We start from the raw sequence: 25,052 nt of genomic DNA on the forward strand, positions 1-25,052 counted from the left end.
GCTTAAATCCTTACATCGTGGCGTTGGTCACGCCCCCAAACCAAATTGATGATCGCTCGTGAAGCAAAAATGCCCGTGAACATACTGGTTAGAAGACCTAAGCCTAGAGTCAGAGCGAAGCCCTGAATCGGTCCATTACCAATGGTGTATAGAGCCACAGCAACGATCATGGTGGTGACGTTAGCATCGAAAATTGACGAGAATGCGCTATCGAAACCACGATCGATAGAGCTAGCAAAGCTGCGCCCTTCTTTCATCTTGTCTCGAATACGCTCGAAGATAAGCACGTTAGTGTCTACCGCCATACCGACGGTCAGTACCAAGCCCGCAATACCCGGCAGAGTTAACACCGCACCCGGTAGCAAGGCAATCAAACCAAACAACGTGGTCATGTTAACCACCAATGCACAGTTCGCGACCCAACCAAGGCGGCGGTACCATAGCGCCATAAACGTGAGAGTCAGACCAAGGCCAAGAGCCAAAGCAGCAAAGCCATTCGTTACGTTTTCAGCACCCAGAGATGGGCCAATAGTACGCTCTTCAATGATGGTAACAGGCGCTGTTAATGAACCGGCACGTAGCAATAGAGCAAGCTCTTGTGCTTCTGCCATGCTGCCTGCACCAGTGATTCTGAAGCGGCTACCCAGTTGAGATTGGATGTTCGCCACACTGATTACTTCGCTGGTTTTTTCGCTGTTACCGGCTCTGTCACGGCTGTATTCGCTGTAAACGGTCGCCATTGGCTTGCCGATGTTATCGCGAGAAAACTCAGACATTTTCTTACCACCAGAAGAATCCAACGTGATGTTTACTTCTGCACTGCCCATCTCACCAATGCCACTACGCGCATCGATAATGTGTTCACCGCTCAGCACTGCTTTGCGAGCAACCACGACACGATTACCATCTGAATCTTTCAGAGTTTGAGTATTGCGCGTTGCGTTGTCGTACACAGAGTAGAACGCTAATGAAGCCGTAGCACCAATCACGTCTTTCGCAGCTGCAGGGTCTTGTACACCCGGTAATTCGATACGGATACGGCTTTCTCCTTGGCGTTGAATCGATGCCTCAGTGATGCCTAGCTCTTCAATACGGCTGCGCATGATCTGTAGGTTTTGTTGAACCGTTAGGTTGCGTAGCGTTCTTTGTTCTTCTTCAGACTGAGTTAACGTTAGCGATTTATCTGAACGGTCACGTTGCCATTGTGGGAACTCTTCACGAATCAGTTTTTGTGCTTTCTCGAAATCGGCATCAGTACGGAAGTTAAATTCAACTTGGTTATTCACCACTTTACCGCGTGCATAACGCACTTGGCTGGTGATTTCATCGACCACAGATTGCGCTTGGGCGTGGTAAACCGGTTCCATGTCCACTTCTAACAGGAACTGCACACCACCACGTAAGTCAAGGCCTAGCTGAATCGGTGCGAAGCCCATGTCAGTCAACCATTTCGGTGCTGCTGGCTCCATCGCTAGCGCAACCGTCGCGTTGTCCAATAGGCGCTCATTCAGCACCTCTTTAGCCTTCGCTTGTTGTTCTGCGTCTTCCAAGATCACGACTAAACGTTGGTCTTTTTGAAATGCCGATTTAGCTTGGATGCCTTCGCTCGCAAGGTATTGGGTAATTTGACTCGCATCGATGGTCTGTTCGGAACGATTGTTAATTTGAACCGATGCATTTTCGCCATACCAAGAAGGTAAAGCACTCAGAACCATGATGATGATGGTGGCGATAAGCACCACGTATTTCCACTTTGAGTAGTGGTTAATTTGTTTTCTTTGAATGCGTTTTTTCACAGTCAAGATCTCTTCTTTCTACCAATCACCGTAAATACGTGCTCAAAAATAGCACCTGAAAAAAGCAGTGATCGAGCATTTTAACCAGCTAGGGTGACCAGTTATTTACTACGATTGGTATGTCTAATATTTTGCGAACACGAGCGATGGCTAATCACGACCAGAACAAGCTGATTGAAAGATAGTGATGCTAAAGCTGATGTCGCTATGTTTGTTTTGATTAACTGGCGAGTTCAACGGGCACAATTGACCATCGATACGACCAATTTAGGGTCAAACGATTAGCTAAGAAGTTCTCGGAAATGCGAGTATTGGATGTTGCCCTCTTTCCACCCAGAAAGCCGGGAGGACGGAGAACTCACAATACTGGTCCAGTGCAGCTTGGAATCCAACAACGGCGTGTTGAAGAGCAGGGAAGCCAGTATTGAGGGGGGAGAGAAGTCAATCAGTAGATGATAAGCAGGCTCAAGATCGGCCACGCTTTCTTGCTCGTTACTGAGCATACGTCTGAAGTTTGCTGCTTGAAGGCTTGATTCGGTGTCGTGATAGTTAGAACTGTCACCAGAAGGCACGGTGCCAAACTGAGCCTTATCGCACTCTAAGTAGCTCGACGGATTATCCGTATCAGCTTGTTTACAAAGATCATTCTGTGAAGATTGCTCTTGAGCCGAGTATATTTGAAATGGCTTAGAAGGAAACGAATAGCCGTTAGAATTCACTAAGCCAAAGCTCAGTAAAAACAACATTAAGACTAATCGGGTACCCAGTTTAAGCAATCTAATATCCAAACAACATTCTCGTAGATCGTCAATCTACAATACAAATGAAACGCTGTCTTGATTTAAAACATTTTTTTAGAAAATGATACGATGCAACCGATTAAGCGATCTCAAAATTTAGATTTACATAGATCTAAAACGGCTTAACAACAGGTGAGGCATAGACGTTATGAATGGTGGGAAAACAAGAAAGCCAAGCGGTGCTCGCTTGGCTTTGAGTTGTCTCTTTCTGTTGGTTTCAAGCTTTAGGCTTTAGGCTTTAGGCTTTAGGCTTTAGGCTTTAGGACGCATGATGTTCTTAACCTTACGGCTATCTTCACCAAAGATGCGTTGGACAAGTTGATTCATGTCTTCCGCAGTAATCGACCTCGCCACTCGCTCAACTTGAGACAAAGCTTCGATATCGTAACCATGAAGTAAATAACGAGACAGATACCATGCTTGGTCAATAGAGCTCGTCTCGAGAGGCGTGAAGTCCGCTTCAAACTGTTTCACGACTGCGTGCATTTCCTTTTCAGAGACGCCTTGTAAAAGGTCTGCAATCACTTTATCGATCGCCACTTCAACTTGGTCAACGTTCTCCGGCGCTACCATCGCCCCGATAACCCACTCACCACTCAGCTCACTATCTGCGGATGATGAATACGTATATGGCGAGTAATCTAAGCTCAACTCTTCACGAATATAAGCATCTAAACGAGCCGCCAGCAGTCGTTCTAGCAAGTTTTCCGTGAAGATATCTTTTGCCGTTACGCCTTGGTCGGTTTCGGCTTCAGGTTCAGAGATGACTCGTAAGATGTACTCTGCACTATTCACATTGTTGATCGCTAAATCAATGCGTGATTCAGATGGCTGCTTGTAAGCCACCTTAAATTCAGGAACCTCAGCTTTTTCTAATGGAATCGAAGCCAAGTATTGCTCAACCAAAGGCTTTAATTCACTTGGGTCGATGTCACCCACAATCACCAATTGGTTATGCCTCATTTGACCAAACAATTGCTGATGAAGATTAGCGACGTCTTCCACAGAAACCGCTTCAACACGTTCTTTATCAACAAAGAGGTGGCCACTGTCTTGACGATAGATATTCTGGTTTCTTGCGCGCTCAAACTGACCGACAGGGCTGCTCAAGAAAGATTCTTGACCTTGTACAAACTCCTGTTTCACTGCCTCTAACTGCTCGGGAACAATTTTAGGCGCAGTTATGAAGGTATAAAGCGCAGCAAACGTATCTTTAAGTCCGTCTTTATTGATATTAAATTCAATACCATGACGAGTATTACCAATGAAAGAATCGGCGCTAATATTTTCACGATCAAAGTACGCTAAAAGCTCAGAGCCCGTAAACTCACCGACACCACTTCGAGCGAAGGTAGGTAACGCAACCTCAACAGCTGGGTACAAGCTCGGATCCAAAGCGGCTTTTCCGCCGAGGCTCATGTACATCACCCCAACATCATCACCTGCCTCATAATCACGCAGGTACCACATGTCGATGCCATTGCTTAACGTCCACTTTTGGATGTATGGGTCAATAGACATTTGTTCAGCAAGTACAACCTCGCCTTGCGAGCTAGGTACAGCAAAAGCACTCGCTGTTCCAATCGCAAGCGGCGGAACTCCCGCCTCGCGATACGTGGCTTTTAAACTATCGAGAGAGTTGATGATCGCTGTTCTGTCTTCAGAGTCGTCCATCCCAATAACAATAAAGTAATCATCAGAAAGTAGATTCTTGATGTTGTCGTTAATCACTTCAAGGCTCAAGTTAGCAATGAAAGCTTCCAAACTTACTTGATAGTCTTTCTGTGATTGGACGATTCGATCTGTGACTAACGCACTCGCTTTGTAGTTCGCGTGTTCAACGCTATCCATTTTATCCCAGTCATGCTCGATGTTGTCGAGTAAGTCTTGATAGTAGTGCTGTTCGCCAACAATATCCGTTTCCGAAACACCAAAATAACGCAATGACGCCAATGTAGAAAGCAGATCTTGTTGGATTACTTCACGGTCTCCAGCCGGAAACCCAACACTTATTGCCGAATAGTGCAGAGCACCCATTCGATAGCCATCAGACGCTATCCATTGAGTCGGCAGCGCGGCATCATTAAATACTGCTTCTAATCGTTGTCGAATCAACTGTTGAGAGGTTTCATCTAACCAACGTTGATGCTGCTGAGCATGATTTTCAACTCTATTTAAACCTCGGTTAAACGTCAGAGTGATGCTTGGCGCTTCTCTTCCTGCGTACTCAACATAATCATCTTCATTGAATGAGGTCATTTTCTGTTTCTCTGGTCTCGGCGTATCGCCACGCTCCCAGCTAGAAAACTTTTCTTCAATAAGTGGAATCACAGTTTTGATGTCCACATCACCAGAAACGACCAGCTCAACTATTTGAGGTTGATACCAAGTCTGATAAAAGTTGCTGATGCCTTGAGGAGTAGCATTCACGATCGACGATTTAGTCCCTAATGCATCTTGCGATTCGTACGGGCCGCCTTCAACGAAGTAATCATAATATATATCTCCGAATGACTTATCATCGAGGCGAGCCATACGGAACTCACCAAGAACCACGCCTTTTTCTTTTTCGACTTCTGAACTTGATAGATCCAGGCCATCACCAATGTCACGCATCCACGTCAAAGCAGACTGCAATTGGATGTTATCTGGCAAATCTAACTGGTAGACCGTCTCTTCATAAGAAGTGTAGGCATTAATATCAGCACCAAAGCTAGCGCCTGCGTCTTCGAATAGACGAATCACATCGTTCTGAGAGAAGTTTTTACTGCCATTGAATGCCATGTGTTCCAAGAAGTGCGCGTAGCCTTCTTGTTGAGAAGTCTCTTGAATCGAACCGGCGTGCACGACTAAACGAACAGATACGGATTCTTCATGATCTGGATAAACATGATAAGTAAGGCCATTTTCTAGTTGGCCTGAAGTCCATGCCGGATCCGGCTGGATTGGCGTTTCGGTAGTTTTTGATGTTGAGCTACAGCCAACTAAGGTGAGGCATAGAGCCGTCGCTAAATAATATGTTTTCATAACAATCTCTTAATGTCATTCATCGACAATATACAGATTGAGCTAATGATTATTATTTAATATTGAACCTGATGAGTATCTTTGTGATCTAGATCTTTATTTTATAAATCACCAATCGTTATGTAAGATCGCTGTGCTCATTTAAATAGGCATTTAGATAAGAGCCTATTAAATCGATTTTAGACTCGCTAACTACATCTATTTAAAATCAATAAGCTACATAAATTTCAGCCAGTTCTCTACATACCCTTAAACAACGCTTGCGAGGCACGGCTGATCGGTAGCTTTTCCCCTGACACATACGCCGACATCTGACCTGAGAGCCCTTTCTTCACCTTATCAATGGCGGAAACTTTCACTACCACTGAACGGTGGATTTGCCAAAACTCATCAGGATTGAGTTGCGCTATCAACTCTTTTAGTGACACGCGAAGAATATACTCCTCTAGCGATCCCCCTTGACCCTTCTTAAATATAGACACGTACTTGTCTTCTGCTTTGAAGTAAGCGACATCATCGACGGCGATTAGGTGAATGTCTTCCCCTACACTGGCTTTGAGCCATGTGAGATACTTTTTCTCCGATAGATAAGGAGGCTGCGTTTGCTGTGACGTCGACTGGGATAGTTGTTGAAGCTGAGCCATTAACGCCGTGATATCGGGCTGTTCTGGCGTGGTACCTGTTTGTGTTTGATTGCTCGACAGACGCGCTTGCACTTTCTGACATGTGGCCAGTAAACGCTCTTCATTGATTGGCTTAAGCAGGTAGTCCATCGCATTGTGATCAAAAGCTTTGACCGCGTATTCGTCATAAGCCGTGATAAACACAATCAATGGCGGTGAATCTAACTTGTTGAGTTGTTTCGCCAGAGAGATACCATCCAGTTCCGGCATACGAATATCGAGAAAAGCCACGTCGGGCTTAAGCTGCTGAATACTCTGCATCGCCTCCAAACCGTTTTGTGCTTTACTGACGATTTCTAACTCCGGCCAAACCTCAGCAAGGCTCTTGTCTAAGTGGTGACTTAACAGTGCTTCATCGTCTGCGATTATCGCCGTTACGCTCGGCTGTACTGTTGGGTTGTTCATGGTTAGTCCTTTAAATTCACACTGTAAATCGTCTATTTTGCGTCACTGTTCGGTGTTTTCTGATCTGTAATTCTAGGCGGCTGCCTCAGTCAACGGTAACAAGATCGTCGAGACTACCCCGCCTTCAGCGTGTTCAGTAATCGTTAGGCTCGCCTTATCACCATACAGGGTTTCGATTCTTTGACGAATATTGCTTAACCCAACACCGTGACCCGTATTCGCAGAAGGCGTTTTCAACCCAGCGCCATTATCAGCCACTTCAATTTTTAGCTGCTGTGCTTGTTGAGTAATACGAATATTCACTTGGCCACCAGCGGCTTTGGGCTCGATGCCGTGCGTGAGTGCATTCTCGACCAAAGGTTGAATCAAGAACGGTGGAATCACCTGCAAATCGCTAATCTCGTGTATTTCAATCGAGAACGTTAAGCGCTCACCCAAGCGTATCTTTTGGATATTAAGATAAGCGTCTAACAAGTCGACCTCTTGTGCGATGGTCGATTGCTCGGTGCGGCTGTTTTTCAGAGTTACACGTAATAAGTCAGTCAGTTTTTCGAGCATCAACTTGGCTTTCGCGCTGTCACTCTCAATCAATACATTGATGGTCGCAAGCGTGTTGAACAAGAAGTGCGGTTCAATTTGGCTTTGCAGTTGTTTAAGCTGGCTTAGCACCACCACCTTTTCTTGGTCGGCCTGACGACGCTTGGCCACTTCCAATTCGTTATCGGCACGTAACTGCTGCTCCCGAGTATAGAAATAGTAATAGCAAACCGAACAGAAGATCACACCGAGCAAGACTACAGATTTAAGGTCCGAGATATTAGCCCCGAAATACCCGTTCAACCAATAGTGTGCGTTCAAGGTACCAAAGGTCATCGCGATCACCATTGAGATACCCACCTCAAGCGTTCGAGATGTCCTCTTAAACAACTTCACCAAGATGAAAGAAGAACCCACGGCGCTGTAGCCAAAGCCAAAACTGATTGCCAGGTTAACCGTTAATCCGCCGCCCCAAATCGTATGGGTTGTAATCGCAATAAGAACACAAAATAGCGTGGTGAACGCGAAACTCTTAATCCATGAAAATCGACTGTTTGAAGAAGTGTCCATTAAAATCGTCCTTTGATATTTAAGAGAATCATATGACTATCGGGTAAACTGGCGTAAGCAGAATCACTTTTACCACCTAGAAAGCGTGCAGCAAGTTCCAAATCCAACGATGAATTGCCATTATCTAAAGCCTGATAATTGAGCCACTGAGTCGCAATAAAACCGCCATCTTGAGGAGACAACATGACATCGAATGTTGGCGTGATATCTTCAAGCCAGCCATGTGTCGAATCCAGAGACCAATGAAACATGATGTTGTGTTGAACCAAATTGGCGTGCTGATAGCCTTGCGCATAAGAACCTACCAACGAAGATGTCATCGGATTAACCGACAAAGACTCTGCACTTTCTATCGCGCTTTGCCACTCAGAATGACTCCAAGCACGGCTATCAAACCAGTATTCCAGCACCACATTATGGCCCGTGTCATTGGCCCATGTTAATCCTGCTAACGCTTGATAAGCCTCGCCCTGCTCTTCAAGATAAACCGGTTTATGCAGTGAGTTAGGCTGGCTGTAACCCAAACTTTGTCGCTGATAAACCATCGAACCGTGAAACTCCCACGCGAGATTTAATACCGACACCAAGCTCGCTCCAAGCAAGCCGTGGCGTACATCGTCGTAATAAGCGATCCATTGATATTCGTGGTCGCCAACCAGATTGTAACGACGTATCCCAAAGCCTTGTTGCTGATTCTGCTTTTCGAATTCATTTACGTCTTGGGAAGTCCATGACGAATCGCTGTAAAGCAGTGTCCATTCGCCCGTCATATCGAACAGTGACGCCGAGGCAACACCTGCGCCCTCTTCTGCGACAATGCCCACTGGGTTTTGTCGATAAGGTTTGATGATGTCTAACGGTCGATAGCCATAGCCCACGCCCCAATCCAAACGAACCTTGCCAAGCGTGACATCAAGATAGTGGTCACCGAACGCTGAATTAGACAGTTCAACACCACCTTGCCAAAACAGCTCGCGCACAATGAATTCCGATTCAAAGCTCGCCTCATTCCCCTGTGGGTCATTGCTCAAAATGTCGTTGGCTTTCATTGCAAACAGGCCAAGCCAATTGTCATATCCAACCTCAAGATCCAAAAAACCATTGAGTGACTGGCGATTGTCAGATACGAAAGGGTTAAATGGCGACTCTCTCGATTCAACGGCCTCAGCACTCAATTGCCAGTCCCAGGCTAGGTTCAGATCGTCCGCTTGAGTCGTATTACTCATACAAGGCAGCACAAGGAAAGTAACGATTAAAGGCTTGATGTGGAATCGACGACTAGAAGCTTTCATGGCACCCACCTAAAGCCCAGACACGCTATTACGTGATAAGTAAGCAGGGTTGTAGTATTTGTCCGCTAAAGCTTGTTCGCTTACCTCGCGGTACTCAATCACGGTTTTCTTACTTGGTTGAATCTTATCGAGCAAAGTCATCGAAACTACACTTGGCAAGCCATCTCGCACGCCTTCAGTAAACCAAGCTTGCTTGGCTAACTTACCTGAACGCAGATACAGATCCGCTTTAACAGGAAACGCTCGGTCTGCCGTTAACCACAGATCAATCGATTGATAGCTGGCACCCTTGGTTTTCGCCGTTAGCTTTAGATGATAAGTATCGAATGTCTCGCCAGTCGACCTCTCAACCTGTTGCTCGGCAACCCACTTACCTTGGTAATCTTCGCTCCAAGTGAGCGTCGAAATGTCCCCTACCGAAGCTTCACCCAAGAGTTTCTGCATTGGTGTGATTCGGATAGGTCGGCGCGATTTCGGCATCAGTAACCAATAGTTGTCCTCTATCATCAGCATCTTTTGACCCGCCTCGACCGCCGACTTGAACACGACCAGCGACTCTCGGTTTGGTCTTGTGTAGACGTTGTATTCGCGGGTTTTGTCTAGTTGCTCGTCTTGATATAGCGCGACCAGAGATACCACTTTTGATGCCTGTTCGCTGTTCAAACGGTAGCTGTCTGCCTTAGCAATCATCTCGGTAACTTGCTGTGAATCGATAGCCCAGCTTGGTGCCGATGCTAGAGCCAACGCAGAACCTAAAATAGTGAGTGAACGAGTAAATTTATACATAAACCAGCGCCTCCGTGATTGGCTTATTTACGCCTTTGCGAGCAGAGAAATAAGCGGCTAGCAAACAGATCGTCAGTACACCCAGGGTGGCGTAACCAACCAATTCCAATGAGAAGTAAATATTGAGTGGGTAACCTTCGGTTCTGCCGGGAGGTGGTGGCATTTGGATATCCACCACCAGCAATAACACCGACACGAAGCCACTCACTAACGCGCCGATCGCGCTGCCAATCACAGCCAACAATCCCGCCTCTTTTAAGAAACCTGCGACGATTTCAGACGGGTAACTGCCTAGTGCCGACAAGGTGCCAATTTCACGAGTACGCTCGGTCACCGACATGGTCATGGTGTTAAACAACGACACAAACACTACCAATGCCATCACCGCGCCCATGATGCCGAAGATACGGTCGTAAAGATCTTTCACCTTGGTGTAGAAAAACGCGCGATCTTGCCACGGGGTGATCTCGATCTCTGTGCCTTGATCGCTTTGGCTCGCACTATTTCGATCTAAAGCTGTTTGGATACGCTGTTGAACGGTCGAGGTCTTGCTTGTTTCAAATAGAAACACCGACAAGGTACTGACTTTGTCTGACGCTAAAAGCTCTTGGGCAGTGGTGATGTGTACGTATAACTGACGCTTATCCAGCTCAGGCACTCCTGTCGAGTAAATACCCTGCACCTTAAAATCAAAAGCGTTCAATGCGCCGTCACTGGTGGTGGCGAGCAGTGTCACCCAATCATCAACCGCAACTTTGAGGTTGCGAGCAAGGTCGGTTCCCAGCATCACTTGTGGCTCTTGGCTGTCGTATCTGGGAGATTTCACATCAGAGAGAGTTTGACCGCTGCGCACGTCAAGGAAAGGTCCTTTCATGTCGAACTCGCGCTCATTAACGCCTGTTCCCATAAAGATGCTCGACTTGCTTCCGTTAGACACCAAACCACTAAAATAGACTCGCGGCTGCACCCCACGCACATTGCTGTCGCCAATAATGCTCTTGGTTAGGGCTTGAACATTGTCTAGACCATTGCTCAGCGGCATGTCTTCATCTTGCTCAAAATATCCCGGCGTACTCAAAGTAAGATGACCAGTATCGCGCGCGGTCGATTCACGCAGAGATTCATAGGTATAAAGCCCATAACCTCCAGCCGAGGTCAGCGCAAATACGGCAATTGCGATGATCAATACCGAAAGCAGACTACGGCGACCGTTTCTCAATAAATTAAGCCACGCCAAACGCACCGAGGTAGGAAGCAAAAAAGTGCTCATTCTTTGTGTTAACTTGCCCATGAGATTGCCTCCATTGCTGTGGCTTGTAGTGCCAGTTGACCATCGATAAGTTCAATGACTCGGTCACAACGCTGCGCCATTCTTGGGTCATGCGTTGCGACAATAAAGGTGGTGCCCATTTCGTGGCCGAGCTCTTTCATAATGTCGATCACAAGGTTGGCGGTGTGACTGTCTAAGCTAGCGGTCGGCTCATCGGCAATGACTAAGCTTGGGTTGTGGATTAGCGCTCTGGCTATCGCGACACGTTGCTGCTGGCCGCCTGAAAGATTGTCTGGGCGATGATGTACATATTCGCCTAGCCCAACACGCTCCAACATCTCTTGTGCTCTGGTCTGCTGCTCTTGTTTCGAACATTGGTTCAACATCAATGGGTAGGCCACGTTCTCAAGTGCCGTCATCACTGGAACCAGATTGAAGCGCTGAAATACAAAACCCAACGACTGACGGCGAAAGCGTGCAGCGGCGATTTGCTCTGTCGGATACGGTTGGCCATCAATATTGATCTGTCCTCGATAGCTCATATCCAACAAACCAAGAATATTCAAAAGTGTGCTTTTTCCAGAACCCGACGGGCCACACAACGCCACCATTTCACCGCGCTGGATATGGCCATCGACCCCGTTTAATGCATCAACACGTTGACCGCCTGTGACATATGCTTTGCAGATATCTTTAAATTCAATCATTCCTTTGTCCTCCGCTGACCCATAATTTTTAAGCGTTCGCAGTTGTTAATGAGCTTTAGTAAACCGCTATTTGGCTTTCGCTATTAGGGCTTTCGCCGTCATTGTCTCGATGTTGCCAGCATCGGTGTTTTCCATCTTTTCAAGCCACACCTGTGCTTGCTCGAAGTCCTCAGCACGAATCGATGCAGTAATGGCGTAACGGTAAATCCACGATGTCGCAGCGAAATGTTGCTGTTGGAAATCATCTTCCGCGAGTAACGCGAGGAACAGGTCATAACCACGATCAAAATGGTTAAACATGTCTGGTAGCGAGGTGTAAGTCACCGCGGCCATTGCGCGAGTTAAGTAAGAATCTGGCAGCCCTTGAACACGAGGTTGCTCATGAATCGGTTGGTCTTCGTCTTTTAGCAGCACCAGTGATTTATCAATGGTTGATAAGCCTTTCTCCACATACTTCATCTTGTTCCAAGGTAAGAACGCATCACGCCCCATCAGGGTTTCTGTGCTTCCGAGGTAAACCAAGGTCAGTGGTGTCGCTCCGTCTTGTTGTAAGGTTTCGTTAAGGCGTTCATACGCCACCTCAACCAAATCTTCATTGCCTTGCGCGGCTTGGTTATAGATATCGAGCACGTCTGAACTCGGGTTGGCCTGCACCAAAGTGGGTGCGAATGAAACAAGTGCAATCAGTAATGAACGCTTAAGCAGAGAAGCGGTAGAGCCTGAATTAAATGAGTGTGAAGTAGTCATAATTTCTAATCCCTTTCAAATGTTGACGTTGAAAGGTTAACTAGAATTTGTCGCGCAGTTTTACCAATGCGACGAATGGTAATAATGAGGAGTGAATGGTTGAGAGGCGGTGTGAGTGGGGTCTCAACCTTATAGGAACTAGACGAACACTATTCGCATAATTAGCCATAGTTACCTCCCCCTCTAACTCCCCCTCAATCTGGGTTCATCAATATCTCTAGATCTTTAGCAGAGGGGGAGAACTTTCTTTAGCACTGAACATATATCGACACTTTTAACGATCGATGTTCTATTCCTCCCCTCTCCACGATCAGCAAGGGATCTACATATGAATCAAGGGGAGGCTAGGAGGGGATTTATTTTGGATTAACGCACTCGGCAGAGCTCAAACCAAAAAAATAGCCGCTAATCCGCGGCTATTTTTAATTATCTAAACGAAGTTCCTATTACTTCGATCTTTCTACTTCTTTGTCTCTTCAACCACGGCTTTCATCAATACTGATGTATCCATGCGGCCTTGTCCTTCGGCAGACAGTGCCTTGTAGGCGTTGTTGGTCTTTTCAGTCAGTGGAAGCTGGATGCCTTGGCGCTCAGCTTCATCTAGACAGAAACCTAAGTCTTTGATCATCCAATCAATGGCAAAGCCAAAATCGAACTTATCTTGCGCCATTGTGGTCGCGCGGTTTTCCATCTGCCATGAACCTGCTGCGCCGTTTTTAAGGCAATCAACTAGCGTTTGGATATCCAAACCTGATTTTTCAGCAAGCACTAAGCCTTCAGATAAGCCGTTCAATACACCTGCAATGCAGATCTGGTTAACCATTTTCGCACGTTGGCCTTGGCCGACGTTACCCATAAGAACTGACGACTTACCGTAAGCTTCGAACACAGGTTGAAGGTCATTAAATAACGCTTGTTCACCACCACACATGATGGTTAGCACGCCATTTTCTGCGCCCGCTTGACCACCAGACACAGGTGCATCCATAAAGCGAATACCTGCTTGCTTCGCAGCCACTTCAAGCTCTTCAGACAGGACTGCAGATGTTGTAGTGTGATCGACAAGAATCGCGTTTGGCTTCATCGCTGCCAATGCGCCTGTTTCGCTGGTTGTCATGCTGCGTACGTCGTCATCGTTACCCACACAAACCAATACCACGTCAGCTTCCGCTACACATTCAGCCACAGATTCTGCCGCTTTACCTTGGTGTTTATCAGCCCAGTCTAGCGCTTTACTGTGAGTGCGGTTAAATACCGTTACTTCAAAACCGGCTTTGACTAGATGGCCTGCCATTGGGAAACCCATAACGCCTAGCCCGATAAAACTTACTTTCATTTCTTTCTCCTTTTATTTGACCAAACCATCGCTATGAAAAGATCGAACACTCTCAATCAGTGCATCAATAAGCAGGGTCAAAGCCTTTGGCTGATATTTTCTTTCTTTGTACACTAAATACGCTTGGCGATCACCCCGATGATACTCAGGGAGTACTTAAATCAGATTCATGTCGGGATAAGACGAACAATATAATGAAGTTCAGCGATAAATCGCGACCAGAGAACGCTTTGTCAGCCGTACATTATGGAACGATGATCAAGGAAAATCAGGTATAACGTTCATAAAAAAACCGAGCACTAGGCTCGGTTTTTTGTATTCTACATTTACTCACAAGAGCAAAGCTATCAATTATAGATTGATATTACAGCTCAGCGTTGTGGTAAACCTGCTGAACGTCATCACAGTCGTCAAGCATGTCTAAGAACTTCTGGAATTTCTCAGAATCTTCTTCAGCTACTGGCGTAGTTGTTTGAGGAACGAAAGTGATTTCCTCAACGTCTAGCGTTAGCTCTGGGAACGCAGTGTTTAGTGCAGTCTTCGTTTTGAAGAACTCAGTCGTTGGAGCGAATACAGTGATTACACCGTCTTCTAGCTCAACGTCAGTCACGTCTACGTCTTCCATCATAAGCGTTTCTAGGATGATCTCGTCATCTTCGCCTTTGAACTGGAATACAGCTTGGTGAGCGAACATGTGAGAAACAGTACCTTCAACACCGATTTTCGCGCCAGTTTTAACGAAACATTGGCGAACGTCTTGGAAAGTACGGTTGCCGTTGTCAGTTAGACAGTCAACGATTACGCTTGTGCCACCTGGGCCAAAACCTTCGTAACGAGCTGGTTGGAAGTCTTCACCGCCGCCGCCGTTCGCTTTATCGATCGCTTTGTCGATAACGTGAGCTGGTACTTGGTCTTTCTTCGCTTTAGCAATCAGGTGCTTAAGAGGTAGGTTCATGTCTGGGTCAGAGCTGCCGTTCTTAGCCAGTACGTAAATCTCTTTACCGTATTTAGAATAAACTTTAATTTTTGCGCCTGCAGTTTTCGCCATTGAGGCCTTGCGCACTTCAAAACTTCTTCCCATCGGGATCTTCTCTCTGATTCAATTAACGGTGCAAATTCTAGCAAATTACTGTGTCATTTCAATTCTACAGCACTGCTGGGCAAGGTTTGTCTGCGTTTATGCGACACCCATTACCCGTTTGTATTTTTCTACAGACTGATCAAACCAAGCCTTTTCTTCTGGGTCACCTAGCTTCATTGCTTCTTCAACAATGGCTTCAGGGCCACATTTCGCTTGCTTCAGTTTCCATACAAGAAACGATGCTTGCTTATCCAGTTCGATTTTATTTTTCTCACTGGGTGGAAGGAGTGAAAGGTTGATAGACATTATTAGCCTTCGTCTGTAATACGCTTGGCCGAGAAATATATCATAGAGCAGCCTCATAAAACCAATACTATGAGCAATAGTGGGGGTTGTCGGACGAGAAAGCAGCAAGTCGCTGATGCAGGTCAAGCTAGTTTGGGAAAGTGTGTTTGGCTGAAGTAGTTAAACAACAAAAGATATGGCTGATATTTCAATATGGAAGTTAAGGCTTAATACTACTTTGATGGGCCGTACGCTTGCCACTTTGAAACACAACCAACATTACAGCTAGTAAATTTGTTTAAAAGTAAAACAGATTCCTCAATTCCGAGGTACGTAAAAATCTAACTCATCGCTTCAGTTCTCTTTTTAAAGACGGAATGAGTGACTATTTACATTGATGTATATAAATTAGTGGCATAACATAATCGCAATACGGGCAACCATACCTTAAATTAGGAGTTTGATTTAATGTTAGTAAAGGGCTTTAGAGGTAGTAAGATTTTTGGCTACTTGGATTTTGAAATCGATTTTTATAAAGATGTCAGTTTTCTAGTCGGGATGAATGGCTCTGGTAAAACGACAGCGCTAAAGTTAATGAACGCACTTGTTACACCAAACTTTAAAGAATTGCTAAAAGTACAATTTGAAAGTATTAGCTTAATTCTAGAAGACAAAGGCAGAGAAGTTAAAATCTATTGTAATGACATGGGAAATGAAAAGTGTTTAGGAATCAGCTGTGAGAAAGATCTAGCTATTTTCTCCTCACTGTCAGGGATTGAATCAAATTACTATTCACACCAAGAAGGAAAGATTGATGAATTAGTTGATGATTTGAACCGCCAATTCATGAATCACCCTGTCATCAACACGATATCCAAAATCAAGTCACCTATATTCTTAGGTCTTGATCGCAGAAGTAATGAAGTAATGAAGTAAACAATCACTCTGATTACTATTACGAACGACAACTTTGGATGAAAAAAAAGCACGCAGTTTCAAATCCAAAAAGGCTAATCACCGGCTCTTTAGGTACTAGTTTAATGGAAACTGAACTTCTTGTTCAAAGTACATATCGAAGAGTTCGTGAGTTAGAACAAAACCAGTCAAATCGTTTGAGAGACAGTATTCTATTGTCTGTATTCCAATTTCATGATTTCGAATCTTTCACTAATGATGGAACAACTCAAATAAATAACTGGAGAGAAAAGCAAGGTCTAATAAAGAGGCAAAATGAAATAAGAGATGCTCTTTCCAATATCGGTCTTGAAAACTCAAGCCTAAGTCAGGAAGTTGACAAATTTTTTAACAAGGTAACTGACTTGTTTGAACAACTGTCCACAATGGATAAAGGGCTCTCAGTTGATTGGCTGTTAAACAAAGCTCAAATAGAAAGAATGTCGAGAATAGTAGAGATTATTGACGAGCATAACACCAAAATTGAAAAGCTTTTCAACCCAATTAATAACTTTATAGATACTATTAACTCGTTTTATACAGACTCAAATAAACGACTGGTAGTCAATGCAGTTGGTCAACTAAATGTGATAAGGCCAGATGGTCAAGAATGTACTATCGAAAGCCTATCCTCTGGCGAACGACAATTATTAATTATATTTGCTCACGCGTATTTTAATAGAAGAAGCGGGAAGTCTGTATTCATAGTTGATGAGCCAGAACTATCATTACATCTTGGCTGGCAAGACAAGTTTACAGAGACAATATTTAATATAAATCAAAAATCTCAGTTTATACTTGCTACTCACTCCCCAGAGATTGTAGCGTCTCATAAAAATAAAGTGGTAACGTGTAGATAAATTTATGGCATTAGAAAGAAGTATTGCAGCACGTTCTGCTCGGAGTAAGTTTTTCGAAGAAGTGAATGATATTGATATATTTGTTGAAGACACAGCTTTGGGTTACGAGAAACTCCTATCCACTATATTCTCACGTAAATTTACGGGGCAATTCAGAGTCGATAAAGTTTTTCCTTTGGGATCTCGAAAGGAAGTTATTAAAAATTTTCAAGAAAATATTGAATCGATAACGAGACCTACACTTTATGTAGTTGATGGTGATTTATTTATCTTAACGGGTGACACCATAGAAAATAAAAATGGTTTCTATAAGTTCCCTTTTTATTGCTTTGAGAACTTGCTCTGTGAGAAAAATGCAATTATTGACATTCTTGATGAAGAGGAAATTATTCTATTTAAAGATGAGTTAATAGAAAAATTTGATTTTGACAACTGGGAACGCAACAACTTAAATCTACTCTTTGACTTATTCATTGTTTATGCTGTCTCAATGAAACTAAAACCAACCGTTCAAACAGTTGCTTATGAAGTCAAGAATTTGGTTCAAGATGGGTTTGGAAACCTTTCGAAAGAAAAAGTTGAAGCTAGAATAGAGAGTATAAACCACGATTTGAAGACTGAATTTGGAACGGAAGTATTTAACTCTACTCGAGATATTATACTGACTCGTTTTGCTGAATCTGGCTGCTCTAAGTTAGATGTTGTGTCAGGAAAAGACTATATTTTCCCTTTGTTAAAAGTTAAATCAAGATCTACGGTCAAAACATCGATGAGTGACCTTAATTTCAAAATGAGACTAGCGATGAAAACGCCACTCGATAGAATAGCCGAATGTCGAAATTCAGTTGCAATCCCAAGCAATGTATAAAACAAACCCGCTATAAGCGGGTTTTTAATATTTAAAATGGAAAATATCGAAGTCGTCACACTCATACTATGAGCCGTTCAAGCCATTATTCAACTCACCTAATGAGCCGAATAATGAGTTAATCGCATCACAGAGGTTGCAAGAGTAACTTCTAACCTACAAAACTATTCACTCACCGCGAACACATCGCAGCGTGAGGCGCAGATGAAATCATTCTTATGCAAGCCTTTGATTGAGTGGCTCCACCAAGTGACGGTGACTTTGCCCCACTCCAATAAGATCGAAGGATGATGGAACTCTTCTTCTGCCAATTCTGACACTTTATTGCTGAATGCCCATGCTTGTTTGTAGTTCTTAAACTTGAACACCTTCTCAAGCTGCGGGATGCCGTCTCTTTCGATGATCTGCCAATCAGACAACTCCAACAGTAAAGATTGTTGTTCATCTTTATTGAGAGCAATCGCGTCGATACTGCAGGCTTCGCATTTTTGTTCATTCAACATGTGTTGGTTCCTTGGGTTCAAAAAGTGGTGGTAGTAACCCCGCGTCGATGGCGAGATCAGCTTGCTGTAATAGGTTTTTCTGACTGATTTTAAAGAGCTCAGATAGCTCGTCGATCACGTAATATTTCGGCTGCATGATGTCGATACGATAAGGCGTTCTTAAAACCGTTTGCAGATCGAACCGCTCGCGAACGGCCAAATCCCCTCCCAACGCATACATAGTTTCCGCTGGAGACGAAAGAATGCCACCGCCATAGATTTTCAGTTGTTGGCCTTCTTTTACTAAACCGAACTCAACCGTAAACCAATACAAACGGGCAAGATAAGCGCGCTGTTTAGATGTGGCGGCTTGGCCTAGTTTTCCATAATGCTCAGTGAAAGCCGCGAAATCGGCATTAGTGAGCATGGCACAATGGCCGAAAATTTCATGAAAGAAATCAGGTTCTTGTAAGTAATCGAACTCGTCTCGCGTTCTCAGAAATGTCGCAACTGGGAATTTCTTATTGGCGAGCAAATCAAAGAATCGGTCGAAATCGATCAATGCAGGCACAGGCTGAACTTGCCAACCGGTTGTTTCCATTAGCACTTTATTTATCTCTGGCAGCTGGGGAACTCTGTCTAATGGTAGATCCAGCAAGGTCAAACCGTGCAAATAAGCATCGCATGCGCGGTCATTAATCACGTCCAGTTGCCTTTTCACTAAGTCGTGCCAAATAGCGTCTTCTTCGAGGCTCCACTCAACCCATCCCTCTTGGCTCACGGGCTTAGAATGATATTGAGTCATTACACTCCTCCTTTCGAATGTCTCACTTTAAGCCTATCTCCACTCCTTATAAGCGCCAATTTGCGCGATTTTTCGAAACAAGCGATCGTGTAACATTTTATTTACACAATTCCACCAAGCGCTTATTTTGCTGAACTTTTGACTTTGTAAAACCTAAATACCAGACTGAAAACGTTAACTTTTTGTTAAAGGTAAAGGAATGCACGAAAGCAATAAGCCCATTTGGCAGCCAAGCGAGCAGCGTATCGCCAATGCCAACTTAACCCGATTCATCGATAGCCTTGAACAGTCTTGGTTAAACCTAGATAGGGACGTAAAAAACTATGCCGAACTCCACCAATGGTCTGTAGTTCAGCCGGAATCGTTTTGGCAAAACGTGTGGCAGTTTTGTGGAGTAGTCGGCTCACAAGACTCTATTAACAAGGCAGAAAGCGAGACCATCAAAGCTCAAGGTGGGAGCCGCTGGCAGCAGCCTAAATCGAACCGTGATGCGGTTTGGTTTCCCAATGCACAAGTAAACTACGCCGAGAACTTGCTGCGTTTGGCACACACCATGCCTGATGAGCTTGCGATTTGGTTTGAGAATGAACGTGGCGAACAACAGAGTTATACATGGGAAACCCTGTGTGAAGCTGTCTCTAGTGTTCAGCAATGGCTTGTCGATAGCGGAGTGAAACAAGGTGATATAGTTGCTGCGTATACTCCCTATCTGCCACAAACCGTGATAGCCATGCTAGCCGCCACCAGCTTAGGCGCGATTTGGACATCGACCTCGCCTGATTTTGGAGTAGAGAGTGTGATTGAGCGATTCGGACAGGTGAAACCTAAGGTGCTGTTCACCTGTGACGGTTACACCTTCAATGGCAAAACGTTCGATATGGCGGGCAAGAACCGTGAAATCATCGAACACTTAAACGAATTAAAACAGGTGTGTGAGATCGGTTATTTGAAACCGAGTAATGACTTAGAGAAGAGCGATTTAGAGAAGAAAAAAGTTGAACATGATGTGTCGATTCTAAGCTGGCACAGCATCATTAATCACTATCAGACAAAACCTCTTCGATTTACTCGTGTCGGCTTCAATGAACCGTTGTTTGTACTCTACTCTTCCGGCACCACAGGCAAACCCAAATGTATAGTGCATTCTGTCGGTGGCACTACCATCAACCACCTAAAAGAGCATCAGCTTCATTGCGATATTAAACCAAGAGATCGCGTGTTCTACTACACCACTTGTGGTTGGATGATGTGGAACTGGCACGTATCTGCGCTCGCCAGCGGTGCTTGTTTGGTTATCTTTGATGGTAGCCCGGTTTACCCGCAACCTAACGTTCTATGGGATTTAGCGCAGCGTGCTGACGTATCGACATTTGGCACCTCAGCCAAGTACATAGAAGCGATTGAGAAAGCCGAACTCTCGCCAATAGACAGTCACTCGCTTCCTCATTTGAGAACACTGTGCTCGACGGGTTCTGTGCTTTACCCAGAGCAGTTCGATTACGTTTACAAGCACATCAAGCAAGACCTGCATTTAGCGTCGATTTCTGGCGGCACGGATATTTGTGGCTGCTTTGTTTTGGGTAACCCAATCTCGCCTGTGTATCGCGGTGAGTGCCAACAGGCCGGGCTCGGCGTCGACATCAAGGTGTTCAATTCGTCTGGTCAAAAGGTCGATCACGAACGTGGCGAATTAGTATGCACCAACTCCCTACCCAACTTCCCCGCTGGCTTTTGGAATGACACCGGAGAGCGCTATCACAGCACCTATTGGGATAGGTTCGACAATGTGTGGCATCACGGTGATGAAGTCGCACAGAGCGAACATGGCGGCTACCTGTTCTACGGGCGAGGCGACACCACACTCAACCCCGGTGGCGTGCGAATTGGTACGGCCGAAATCTATCAGCAAGTGAACACCATTGACGGCATCATCGATTCGATAGCAGTCGGTAAAAACATCGACCGCAATGAACAGGTATGGCTGTTTGTTCAGCTGCAGCAAGGTGTGAGTTTAGATGAAAAGTTACTGACAGCCATCAAAAGCAAACTCAAATCCTCTTGTTCGCCAAGACACGTGCCAAGCCAGATATTTGCGATCAGCGACGTGCCAAAAACACGCTCTGGCAAACTGGTGGAGTTGGCTGTGAAACAGGTGATCAATGGCAAAAATGTAGAAAACCTCGGGGCTATCGCTAACGCCGAGGTTTTGGAAGAGATAAAGAGTGTTGTTTCGCTTTAGTGTTCCTATCTCAAAAAATCCAAGCTAGAAGAAAGTAAAGTAACCAGTTATCTATGCGAAACCTGACGAATATCTGAGTTGATGTCATCAATAAGCTGTCTTGCTGATTCATCTCTTTGCTTCACTAATGCAATGAACAGCAAATCAGTAATAATGTTTTGAGCTGTTCGGGATGCTATCGATGAACTTCGGTATTGGCTTTCATCAGCAATCGTATCAAAGGATAAATCCGCGATGCTTCGAAGTTTACTTTTACGAGCGGAGGTAAGAGCGATGACCTTAACACCTTGCTCCTTTGCTGTTTCTGCGGCGATTAACACATCTTTTCTTTCCCCTGAAAACGAAATAACAACTTGGACATCTTGCGGGGTAAGCGTACGGGCTATCGCTATCTGAACGTGACTGTCTTGTTCTGCTAAAGCGGTAATGCCTAATTTCAGCAATTTAAAGCTAAACTCTTTTGCCGTGAGTGCTGAGCCTCCAATACCCACGACTTGCACTCTATTGGCACCATCTAACAGTCGAATAGCTTCCGTGCAGGTATCAAGTGACAGCGCATTGGTTGTCTGGATCATCGCATCGGTTTTTTCTTGCACAAGCTTTTGAGAAATAACGCTGAATGGGTCATCGGCCAGAATATTACTGTGCAGTGGGGTGGTTTGAATGGCGTGCTTTCGACCTATATCCTCCGTCAGCGCTAACTTGAATTCACTGTAGCCTTTAAAACCAATTCGCTGCGTAAATTTCACGATACTTGATTGACTCACGTTGGTCGCTTGCGCCAGTTCTTGGCTTGTCAATGAGGCTGCCTGTTCCACATTTGATGTTATCCAATCCGCAATTTTTCTCGCATTGGCAGAGAGCTGAGTACGACGGCTGACAATTTTATTCACGACTGACACATTTCACCTCGATTATTTTAGAATAAAATATTCCTAATGAAGAATAATGAATATTCAGTTCAAACCGCCACTTAAGTCGGAATACCTGGGATTTAGTATAAATTTATCACAATTATTCCACCTAAATCACCACTTCAGAATAACTCTAACTGTGATATTTATCACTCAAACGGAATATTTTATTCTTTAGTATCGCCCTCAGTTTGTATTGGGTAAGAGAACAAGTAATGAAGATCGATTTGAACCATTTGGTTACAGAGAGCCGCAATCCTGCAAGCGCAGACATTGATAAGCTATCAACAATTGACATGCTAGCCGTCATCAACAAAGAAGACCAACGTGTTGCGTTAGCCGTAGAAGAAGTCCTTCCTCACATTGCAAAAGCTGTTGACGCGATCACAAGTGCTTTTGCAAAAGGTGGCCGATTAATCTACATCGGCGCTGGCACTTCTGGGCGCTTAGGCATTTTAGATGCAAGCGAATGCCCACCGACTTATGGCACGAGCCCTGAACAAGTCATTGGCGTTATTGCTGGCGGGCACCAAGCCATCTTAAAAGCTGTAGAGAACGCGGAAGATGATCCTGCGCTCGCACAAGCAGATTTAAAATCGTTGGCGCTAACAGAGTCAGACGTAGTCGTCGGAATAGCCGCGAGCGGTCGAACTCCATATGTGTTGGGTGGCCTCACCTATGCTCGATTCATCGGAGCGACCACTGTGTCAATTTCATGTAACCCCGGATCTCCAATGGCAAATTCCGAAGACATTGCGATTACTCCAGTTGTCGGCCCTGAAGTGGTGACTGGGTCATCAAGAATGAAGGCCGGTACCGCTCAGAAATTGGTTCTCAATATGTTGACCAGCGGCGCCATGATCCGCAGTGGGAAAGTGTTTGGAAATTTGATGGTTGATGTAGAGGCGACCAACGCCAAACTCGTCCAACGTCAAATCAACATTGTTATTGAAGCAACCGGAGTTGACAGCAAACACGCTGAATATGCGCTTAACGCTTGTAATAACAACTGCAAAACCGCAATTCTCATGATTTTGGCTGGCATCAGCGCCGAAGAAGCCTGTGCACGACTCAATAAAAGCGGTGGTTTCATCCGAACTGCACTCGCCGACGAATAATTAAATTCAGTTATAAAAGGTAATTCAAATGGCAAAAATAACGCCTACCATGATTGAAGCTTTACTGTTGGCCGTTGGCGGCAGTGGCAACATTCGTAAATGTGGGAACTGCATGACCCGCTTACGTTTAGCCCTCGTAGACATCAATCAAGCGTCTCTGGATACCATCAAGAAAACCCCAGGCGTTCTGGGTGTGGTAGAGAGTGACGAACAACTTCAGATCATTCTTGGGCCAGGTAAAGCGCAACAAGCTTCTGAGCTGATGAACAGCTTGATGCTTGAGCAGCCTGAAGCGACCGTAAAACAAACTAATGCAGAGGAAGATTTGTCTACGGTTGCGGCTGAACAAAAAAAGCAAATGAAGAGCAAGCAAACCAGTGGAGTACAGCGATTTCTTAGTAAGTTCGCTACCATCTTTACCCCCTTAATCCCTGGCTTTATCGCGGCGGGTCTGTTGCTTGGTTTTGCAACCTTACTTGAGCAGACCTACATTATCGATCAAGAACCAAGCAAGTCGCTGTTAGACCTTGTTGCCTACATGAAAGTATTTGGTACCGGCCTTTTTGCCTTTTTGAGCATTCTGATTGGCTATAACGCCCAGCAAGCCTTTGGCGGCTCTGGCGTTAACGGGGCGATTCTGGCTTCACTGTTCGTCTTGGGATATGACCCAACCGCCACGTCCGGCGTCTACTCAGGGATGAATGAGTTTTTCGGATTCTCTATCGACCCGCGTGGCAACATCATTGGGGTATTACTCGCGGCAATCACCGGTGCTTACGTAGAGAAACTGGTTCGAAAATACATGCCCGATGACCTCGATATGATCCTAACGTCTGTCGTCACGCTTCTCATTATGGGCGCGGTCACCTACTTGTTGATCATGCCGATTGGTGGCGAGTTGTTCAAAGGCATGTCTTGGTTATTCCTTAACTTAAACGACAACCCATTTGGTGCCGCTTTACTGGCTGGCCTATTTCTTATCTCTGTCGTGTTTGGTATTCACCAAGGGTTTGTTCCTGTCTATTTTGCACTTATGGAAGCGCAAGGCTTTAACTCTCTGTTCCCAATCTTGGCGATGGCGGGTGGCGGTCAGGTCGGCGCGTCAATGGCGTTGTACTTCAAAGCCCAAAAAGACTCTCTTCTTCGCACTCAAGTCAAAGGGGCTATTGTGCCTGGTTTGTTGGGTATAGGTGAGCCGCTGATTTACGGCGTCACACTTCCACGAGTAAAACCGTTTGTTACCGCTTGTATTGGCGGTGCAGCAGGCGGGTTCTTTATTGGATTGGTCTCTTACTTAGGGATGCCAGTCGGTTTAAATACAGTGTTTGGCCCATCGGGTATCGTCGCTGTGCCATTAATGACTTCTAACAGCGGTATTTTTGCAGGGATGGCGGTGTTTGTTATTGGTCTTCTTATTTCGTATGTCGTGGGTTTCTTTGCTACGTACATGTTTGGTTCCAAAAACGTTGATTTAACTTAGGTAAAAGCAG

At 45.1% G+C, this 25,052-nt stretch carries 22 protein-coding genes and 1 pseudogene; 6 read left to right on the top strand and 17 right to left on the bottom strand.

Annotation, left to right across the window (positions count from 1 at the left end; translation table 11 throughout):
- Positions 1-2 precede the first annotated feature (2 nt).
- The 14 genes and pseudogenes from secD to ACED46_RS01120 all read right to left on the bottom strand — a co-directional run bounded on the left by secD (position 3) and on the right by ACED46_RS01120 (position 15,343).
- A complete protein-coding gene (gene secD, locus ACED46_RS01055; RefSeq protein WP_371720750.1) occupies positions 3-1,802 on the bottom strand; it encodes a protein translocase subunit SecD in 1,800 nt (599 codons plus the stop codon).
- Positions 1,803-2,077: 275 nt separating this feature from the next.
- Positions 2,078-2,542 (bottom strand): hypothetical protein, encoded by a 465-nt coding sequence (locus ACED46_RS01060; protein ID WP_017072340.1) that lies wholly within the window; start codon positions 2,540-2,542, stop codon positions 2,078-2,080.
- 306 nt (positions 2,543-2,848) lie between these two features.
- The gene (locus tag ACED46_RS01065; RefSeq protein WP_371720751.1) at positions 2,849-5,623 is read right to left on the bottom strand and encodes an insulinase family protein; all 2,775 of its coding nucleotides are present in this window, start codon (positions 5,621-5,623) and stop codon (positions 2,849-2,851) included.
- Between the two features lie 239 nt (positions 5,624-5,862).
- Positions 5,863-6,711 carry a LytTR family DNA-binding domain-containing protein gene (locus ACED46_RS01070; RefSeq protein ID WP_017065100.1) on the bottom strand — a complete coding sequence of 283 codons (849 nt, stop codon included), beginning with the start codon at positions 6,709-6,711 and terminating at the stop codon, positions 5,863-5,865.
- A gap of 72 nt (positions 6,712-6,783) precedes the next feature.
- A complete protein-coding gene (locus ACED46_RS01075; RefSeq protein WP_017061259.1) occupies positions 6,784-7,818 on the bottom strand; it encodes a sensor histidine kinase in 1,035 nt (344 codons plus the stop codon).
- Positions 7,818-9,110 (bottom strand): hypothetical protein, encoded by a 1,293-nt coding sequence (locus tag ACED46_RS01080; protein WP_371720752.1) that lies wholly within the window; start codon positions 9,108-9,110, stop codon positions 7,818-7,820. The genes ACED46_RS01075 and ACED46_RS01080 overlap by 1 nt, the downstream gene beginning before the upstream one ends.
- Before the next feature lie 9 nt (positions 9,111-9,119).
- On the bottom strand, positions 9,120-9,896 hold the full coding sequence (locus ACED46_RS01085) for an outer membrane lipoprotein-sorting protein (RefSeq protein WP_371720753.1): 777 nt from the start codon (positions 9,894-9,896) through the stop codon (positions 9,120-9,122).
- Positions 9,889-11,187 (bottom strand): ABC transporter permease, encoded by a 1,299-nt coding sequence (locus tag ACED46_RS01090; protein WP_065583959.1) that lies wholly within the window; start codon positions 11,185-11,187, stop codon positions 9,889-9,891. The genes ACED46_RS01085 and ACED46_RS01090 overlap by 8 nt, the downstream gene beginning before the upstream one ends.
- Entirely contained in the window at positions 11,175-11,873 is a 699-nt protein-coding gene (locus tag ACED46_RS01095; RefSeq protein ID WP_371720754.1) for an ABC transporter ATP-binding protein, read from the bottom strand. Before ACED46_RS01095 ends, ACED46_RS01090 begins: the two co-directional genes overlap by 13 nt.
- Before the next feature lie 66 nt (positions 11,874-11,939).
- The gene (locus tag ACED46_RS01100) at positions 11,940-12,620 is read right to left on the bottom strand and encodes a hypothetical protein (RefSeq protein ID WP_102320952.1); all 681 of its coding nucleotides are present in this window, start codon (positions 12,618-12,620) and stop codon (positions 11,940-11,942) included.
- 460 nt (positions 12,621-13,080) lie between these two features.
- Positions 13,081-13,956 (bottom strand): NAD(P)-dependent oxidoreductase, encoded by an 876-nt coding sequence (locus tag ACED46_RS01105; RefSeq protein WP_371720755.1) that lies wholly within the window; start codon positions 13,954-13,956, stop codon positions 13,081-13,083.
- A gap of 12 nt (positions 13,957-13,968) precedes the next feature.
- Positions 13,969-14,133: pseudogene (locus tag ACED46_RS01110) on the bottom strand (LysR family transcriptional regulator); the annotation flags it as partial.
- A gap of 187 nt (positions 14,134-14,320) precedes the next feature.
- Positions 14,321-15,037: a YebC/PmpR family DNA-binding transcriptional regulator gene (locus ACED46_RS01115; RefSeq protein WP_017057670.1), complete on the bottom strand. Its 717-nt coding sequence runs from the start codon at positions 15,035-15,037 to the stop codon at positions 14,321-14,323.
- A 96-nt stretch (positions 15,038-15,133) separates the two neighbouring features.
- A complete protein-coding gene (locus tag ACED46_RS01120; protein WP_004732615.1) occupies positions 15,134-15,343 on the bottom strand; it encodes a DUF3283 family protein in 210 nt (69 codons plus the stop codon).
- A gap of 447 nt (positions 15,344-15,790) precedes the next feature.
- Here ACED46_RS01120 and ACED46_RS01125 point away from each other — a divergent pair, with 447 nt between their 5' ends.
- Genes ACED46_RS01125 through ACED46_RS01135 form a run of 3 tightly spaced genes read left to right on the top strand, consistent with a single transcriptional unit; the run spans position 15,791 to position 18,004 of the window.
- Positions 15,791-16,258 carry an AAA family ATPase gene (locus tag ACED46_RS01125; protein ID WP_371720756.1) on the top strand — a complete coding sequence of 156 codons (468 nt, stop codon included), beginning with the start codon at positions 15,791-15,793 and terminating at the stop codon, positions 16,256-16,258.
- A 38-nt stretch (positions 16,259-16,296) separates the two neighbouring features.
- The gene (locus ACED46_RS01130; protein ID WP_371720757.1) at positions 16,297-17,136 is read left to right on the top strand and encodes an AAA family ATPase; all 840 of its coding nucleotides are present in this window, start codon (positions 16,297-16,299) and stop codon (positions 17,134-17,136) included.
- A gap of 4 nt (positions 17,137-17,140) precedes the next feature.
- Positions 17,141-18,004: a DUF4435 domain-containing protein gene (locus ACED46_RS01135; RefSeq protein WP_371720758.1), complete on the top strand. Its 864-nt coding sequence runs from the start codon at positions 17,141-17,143 to the stop codon at positions 18,002-18,004.
- 164 nt (positions 18,005-18,168) lie between these two features.
- Here the strand turns inward: ACED46_RS01135 and ACED46_RS01140 are convergent, their stop codons facing one another.
- Both ACED46_RS01140 and phhA read right to left on the bottom strand, forming a co-directional pair.
- A complete protein-coding gene (locus tag ACED46_RS01140) occupies positions 18,169-18,507 on the bottom strand; it encodes a 4a-hydroxytetrahydrobiopterin dehydratase (protein ID WP_048610196.1) in 339 nt (112 codons plus the stop codon).
- Positions 18,497-19,291 (bottom strand): phenylalanine 4-monooxygenase, encoded by a 795-nt coding sequence (gene phhA, locus ACED46_RS01145; protein ID WP_086969075.1) that lies wholly within the window; start codon positions 19,289-19,291, stop codon positions 18,497-18,499. Before phhA ends, ACED46_RS01140 begins: the two co-directional genes overlap by 11 nt.
- Positions 19,292-19,490: 199 nt before the next feature.
- Here phhA and ACED46_RS01150 point away from each other — a divergent pair, with 199 nt between their 5' ends.
- Positions 19,491-21,530 carry an acetoacetate--CoA ligase gene (locus ACED46_RS01150; RefSeq protein ID WP_371720759.1) on the top strand — a complete coding sequence of 680 codons (2,040 nt, stop codon included), beginning with the start codon at positions 19,491-19,493 and terminating at the stop codon, positions 21,528-21,530.
- Positions 21,531-21,577: 47 nt separating this feature from the next.
- On the opposite strand, the gene ACED46_RS01155 is transcribed toward ACED46_RS01150, so the two are convergent.
- Positions 21,578-22,432: an SIS domain-containing protein gene (locus tag ACED46_RS01155; protein ID WP_017065115.1), complete on the bottom strand. Its 855-nt coding sequence runs from the start codon at positions 22,430-22,432 to the stop codon at positions 21,578-21,580.
- Between the two features lie 227 nt (positions 22,433-22,659).
- Here ACED46_RS01155 and murQ point away from each other — a divergent pair, with 227 nt between their 5' ends.
- Both murQ and murP read left to right on the top strand, forming a co-directional pair.
- Positions 22,660-23,562 (top strand): N-acetylmuramic acid 6-phosphate etherase, encoded by a 903-nt coding sequence (gene murQ, locus ACED46_RS01160; RefSeq protein ID WP_371720760.1) that lies wholly within the window; start codon positions 22,660-22,662, stop codon positions 23,560-23,562.
- Positions 23,563-23,590: 28 nt separating this feature from the next.
- Positions 23,591-25,042: a PTS N-acetylmuramic acid transporter subunit IIBC gene (gene murP, locus ACED46_RS01165; protein WP_017065117.1), complete on the top strand. Its 1,452-nt coding sequence runs from the start codon at positions 23,591-23,593 to the stop codon at positions 25,040-25,042.
- Positions 25,043-25,052 lie beyond the last annotated feature (10 nt).

It is taken from the genome of Vibrio sp. 1S139 (assembly GCF_041439475.1).
GTDB classification, from domain to species: domain Bacteria; phylum Pseudomonadota; class Gammaproteobacteria; order Enterobacterales; family Vibrionaceae; genus Vibrio; species Vibrio crassostreae_C.

Bases quoted from the DNA above. Each gene is read 5' to 3' on its own strand.
- ACED46_RS01060 (WP_017072340.1), bottom strand. From the start codon at position 2,542: ATGTTGTTTTTACTGAGCTTTGGCTTAGTGAATTCTAACGGCTATTCG.
- ACED46_RS01065 (WP_371720751.1), bottom strand. From the start codon at position 5,623: ATGAAAACATATTATTTAGCGACGGCTCTATGCCTCACCTTAGTTGGC.
- ACED46_RS01070 (WP_017065100.1), bottom strand. From the start codon at position 6,711: ATGAACAACCCAACAGTACAGCCGAGCGTAACGGCGATAATCGCAGAC.
- ACED46_RS01075 (WP_017061259.1), bottom strand. From the start codon at position 7,818: ATGGACACTTCTTCAAACAGTCGATTTTCATGGATTAAGAGTTTCGCG.
- ACED46_RS01080 (WP_371720752.1), bottom strand. From the start codon at position 9,110: ATGAAAGCTTCTAGTCGTCGATTCCACATCAAGCCTTTAATCGTTACT.
- ACED46_RS01085 (WP_371720753.1), bottom strand. From the start codon at position 9,896: ATGTATAAATTTACTCGTTCACTCACTATTTTAGGTTCTGCGTTGGCT.
- ACED46_RS01090 (WP_065583959.1), bottom strand. From the start codon at position 11,187: ATGGGCAAGTTAACACAAAGAATGAGCACTTTTTTGCTTCCTACCTCG.
- ACED46_RS01095 (WP_371720754.1), bottom strand. From the start codon at position 11,873: ATGATTGAATTTAAAGATATCTGCAAAGCATATGTCACAGGCGGTCAA.
- ACED46_RS01100 (WP_102320952.1), bottom strand. From the start codon at position 12,620: ATGACTACTTCACACTCATTTAATTCAGGCTCTACCGCTTCTCTGCTT.
- ACED46_RS01105 (WP_371720755.1), bottom strand. From the start codon at position 13,956: ATGAAAGTAAGTTTTATCGGGCTAGGCGTTATGGGTTTCCCAATGGCA.
- ACED46_RS01115 (WP_017057670.1), bottom strand. From the start codon at position 15,037: ATGGGAAGAAGTTTTGAAGTGCGCAAGGCCTCAATGGCGAAAACTGCA.
- ACED46_RS01120 (WP_004732615.1), bottom strand. From the start codon at position 15,343: ATGTCTATCAACCTTTCACTCCTTCCACCCAGTGAGAAAAATAAAATC.
- ACED46_RS01125 (WP_371720756.1), top strand. From the start codon at position 15,791: ATGTTAGTAAAGGGCTTTAGAGGTAGTAAGATTTTTGGCTACTTGGAT.
- ACED46_RS01130 (WP_371720757.1), top strand. From the start codon at position 16,297: ATGAAAAAAAAGCACGCAGTTTCAAATCCAAAAAGGCTAATCACCGGC.
- ACED46_RS01135 (WP_371720758.1), top strand. From the start codon at position 17,141: ATGGCATTAGAAAGAAGTATTGCAGCACGTTCTGCTCGGAGTAAGTTT.
- ACED46_RS01140 (WP_048610196.1), bottom strand. From the start codon at position 18,507: ATGTTGAATGAACAAAAATGCGAAGCCTGCAGTATCGACGCGATTGCT.
- phhA (WP_086969075.1), bottom strand. From the start codon at position 19,291: ATGACTCAATATCATTCTAAGCCCGTGAGCCAAGAGGGATGGGTTGAG.
- ACED46_RS01150 (WP_371720759.1), top strand. From the start codon at position 19,491: ATGCACGAAAGCAATAAGCCCATTTGGCAGCCAAGCGAGCAGCGTATC.
- murQ (WP_371720760.1), top strand. From the start codon at position 22,660: ATGAAGATCGATTTGAACCATTTGGTTACAGAGAGCCGCAATCCTGCA.
- murP (WP_017065117.1), top strand. From the start codon at position 23,591: ATGGCAAAAATAACGCCTACCATGATTGAAGCTTTACTGTTGGCCGTT.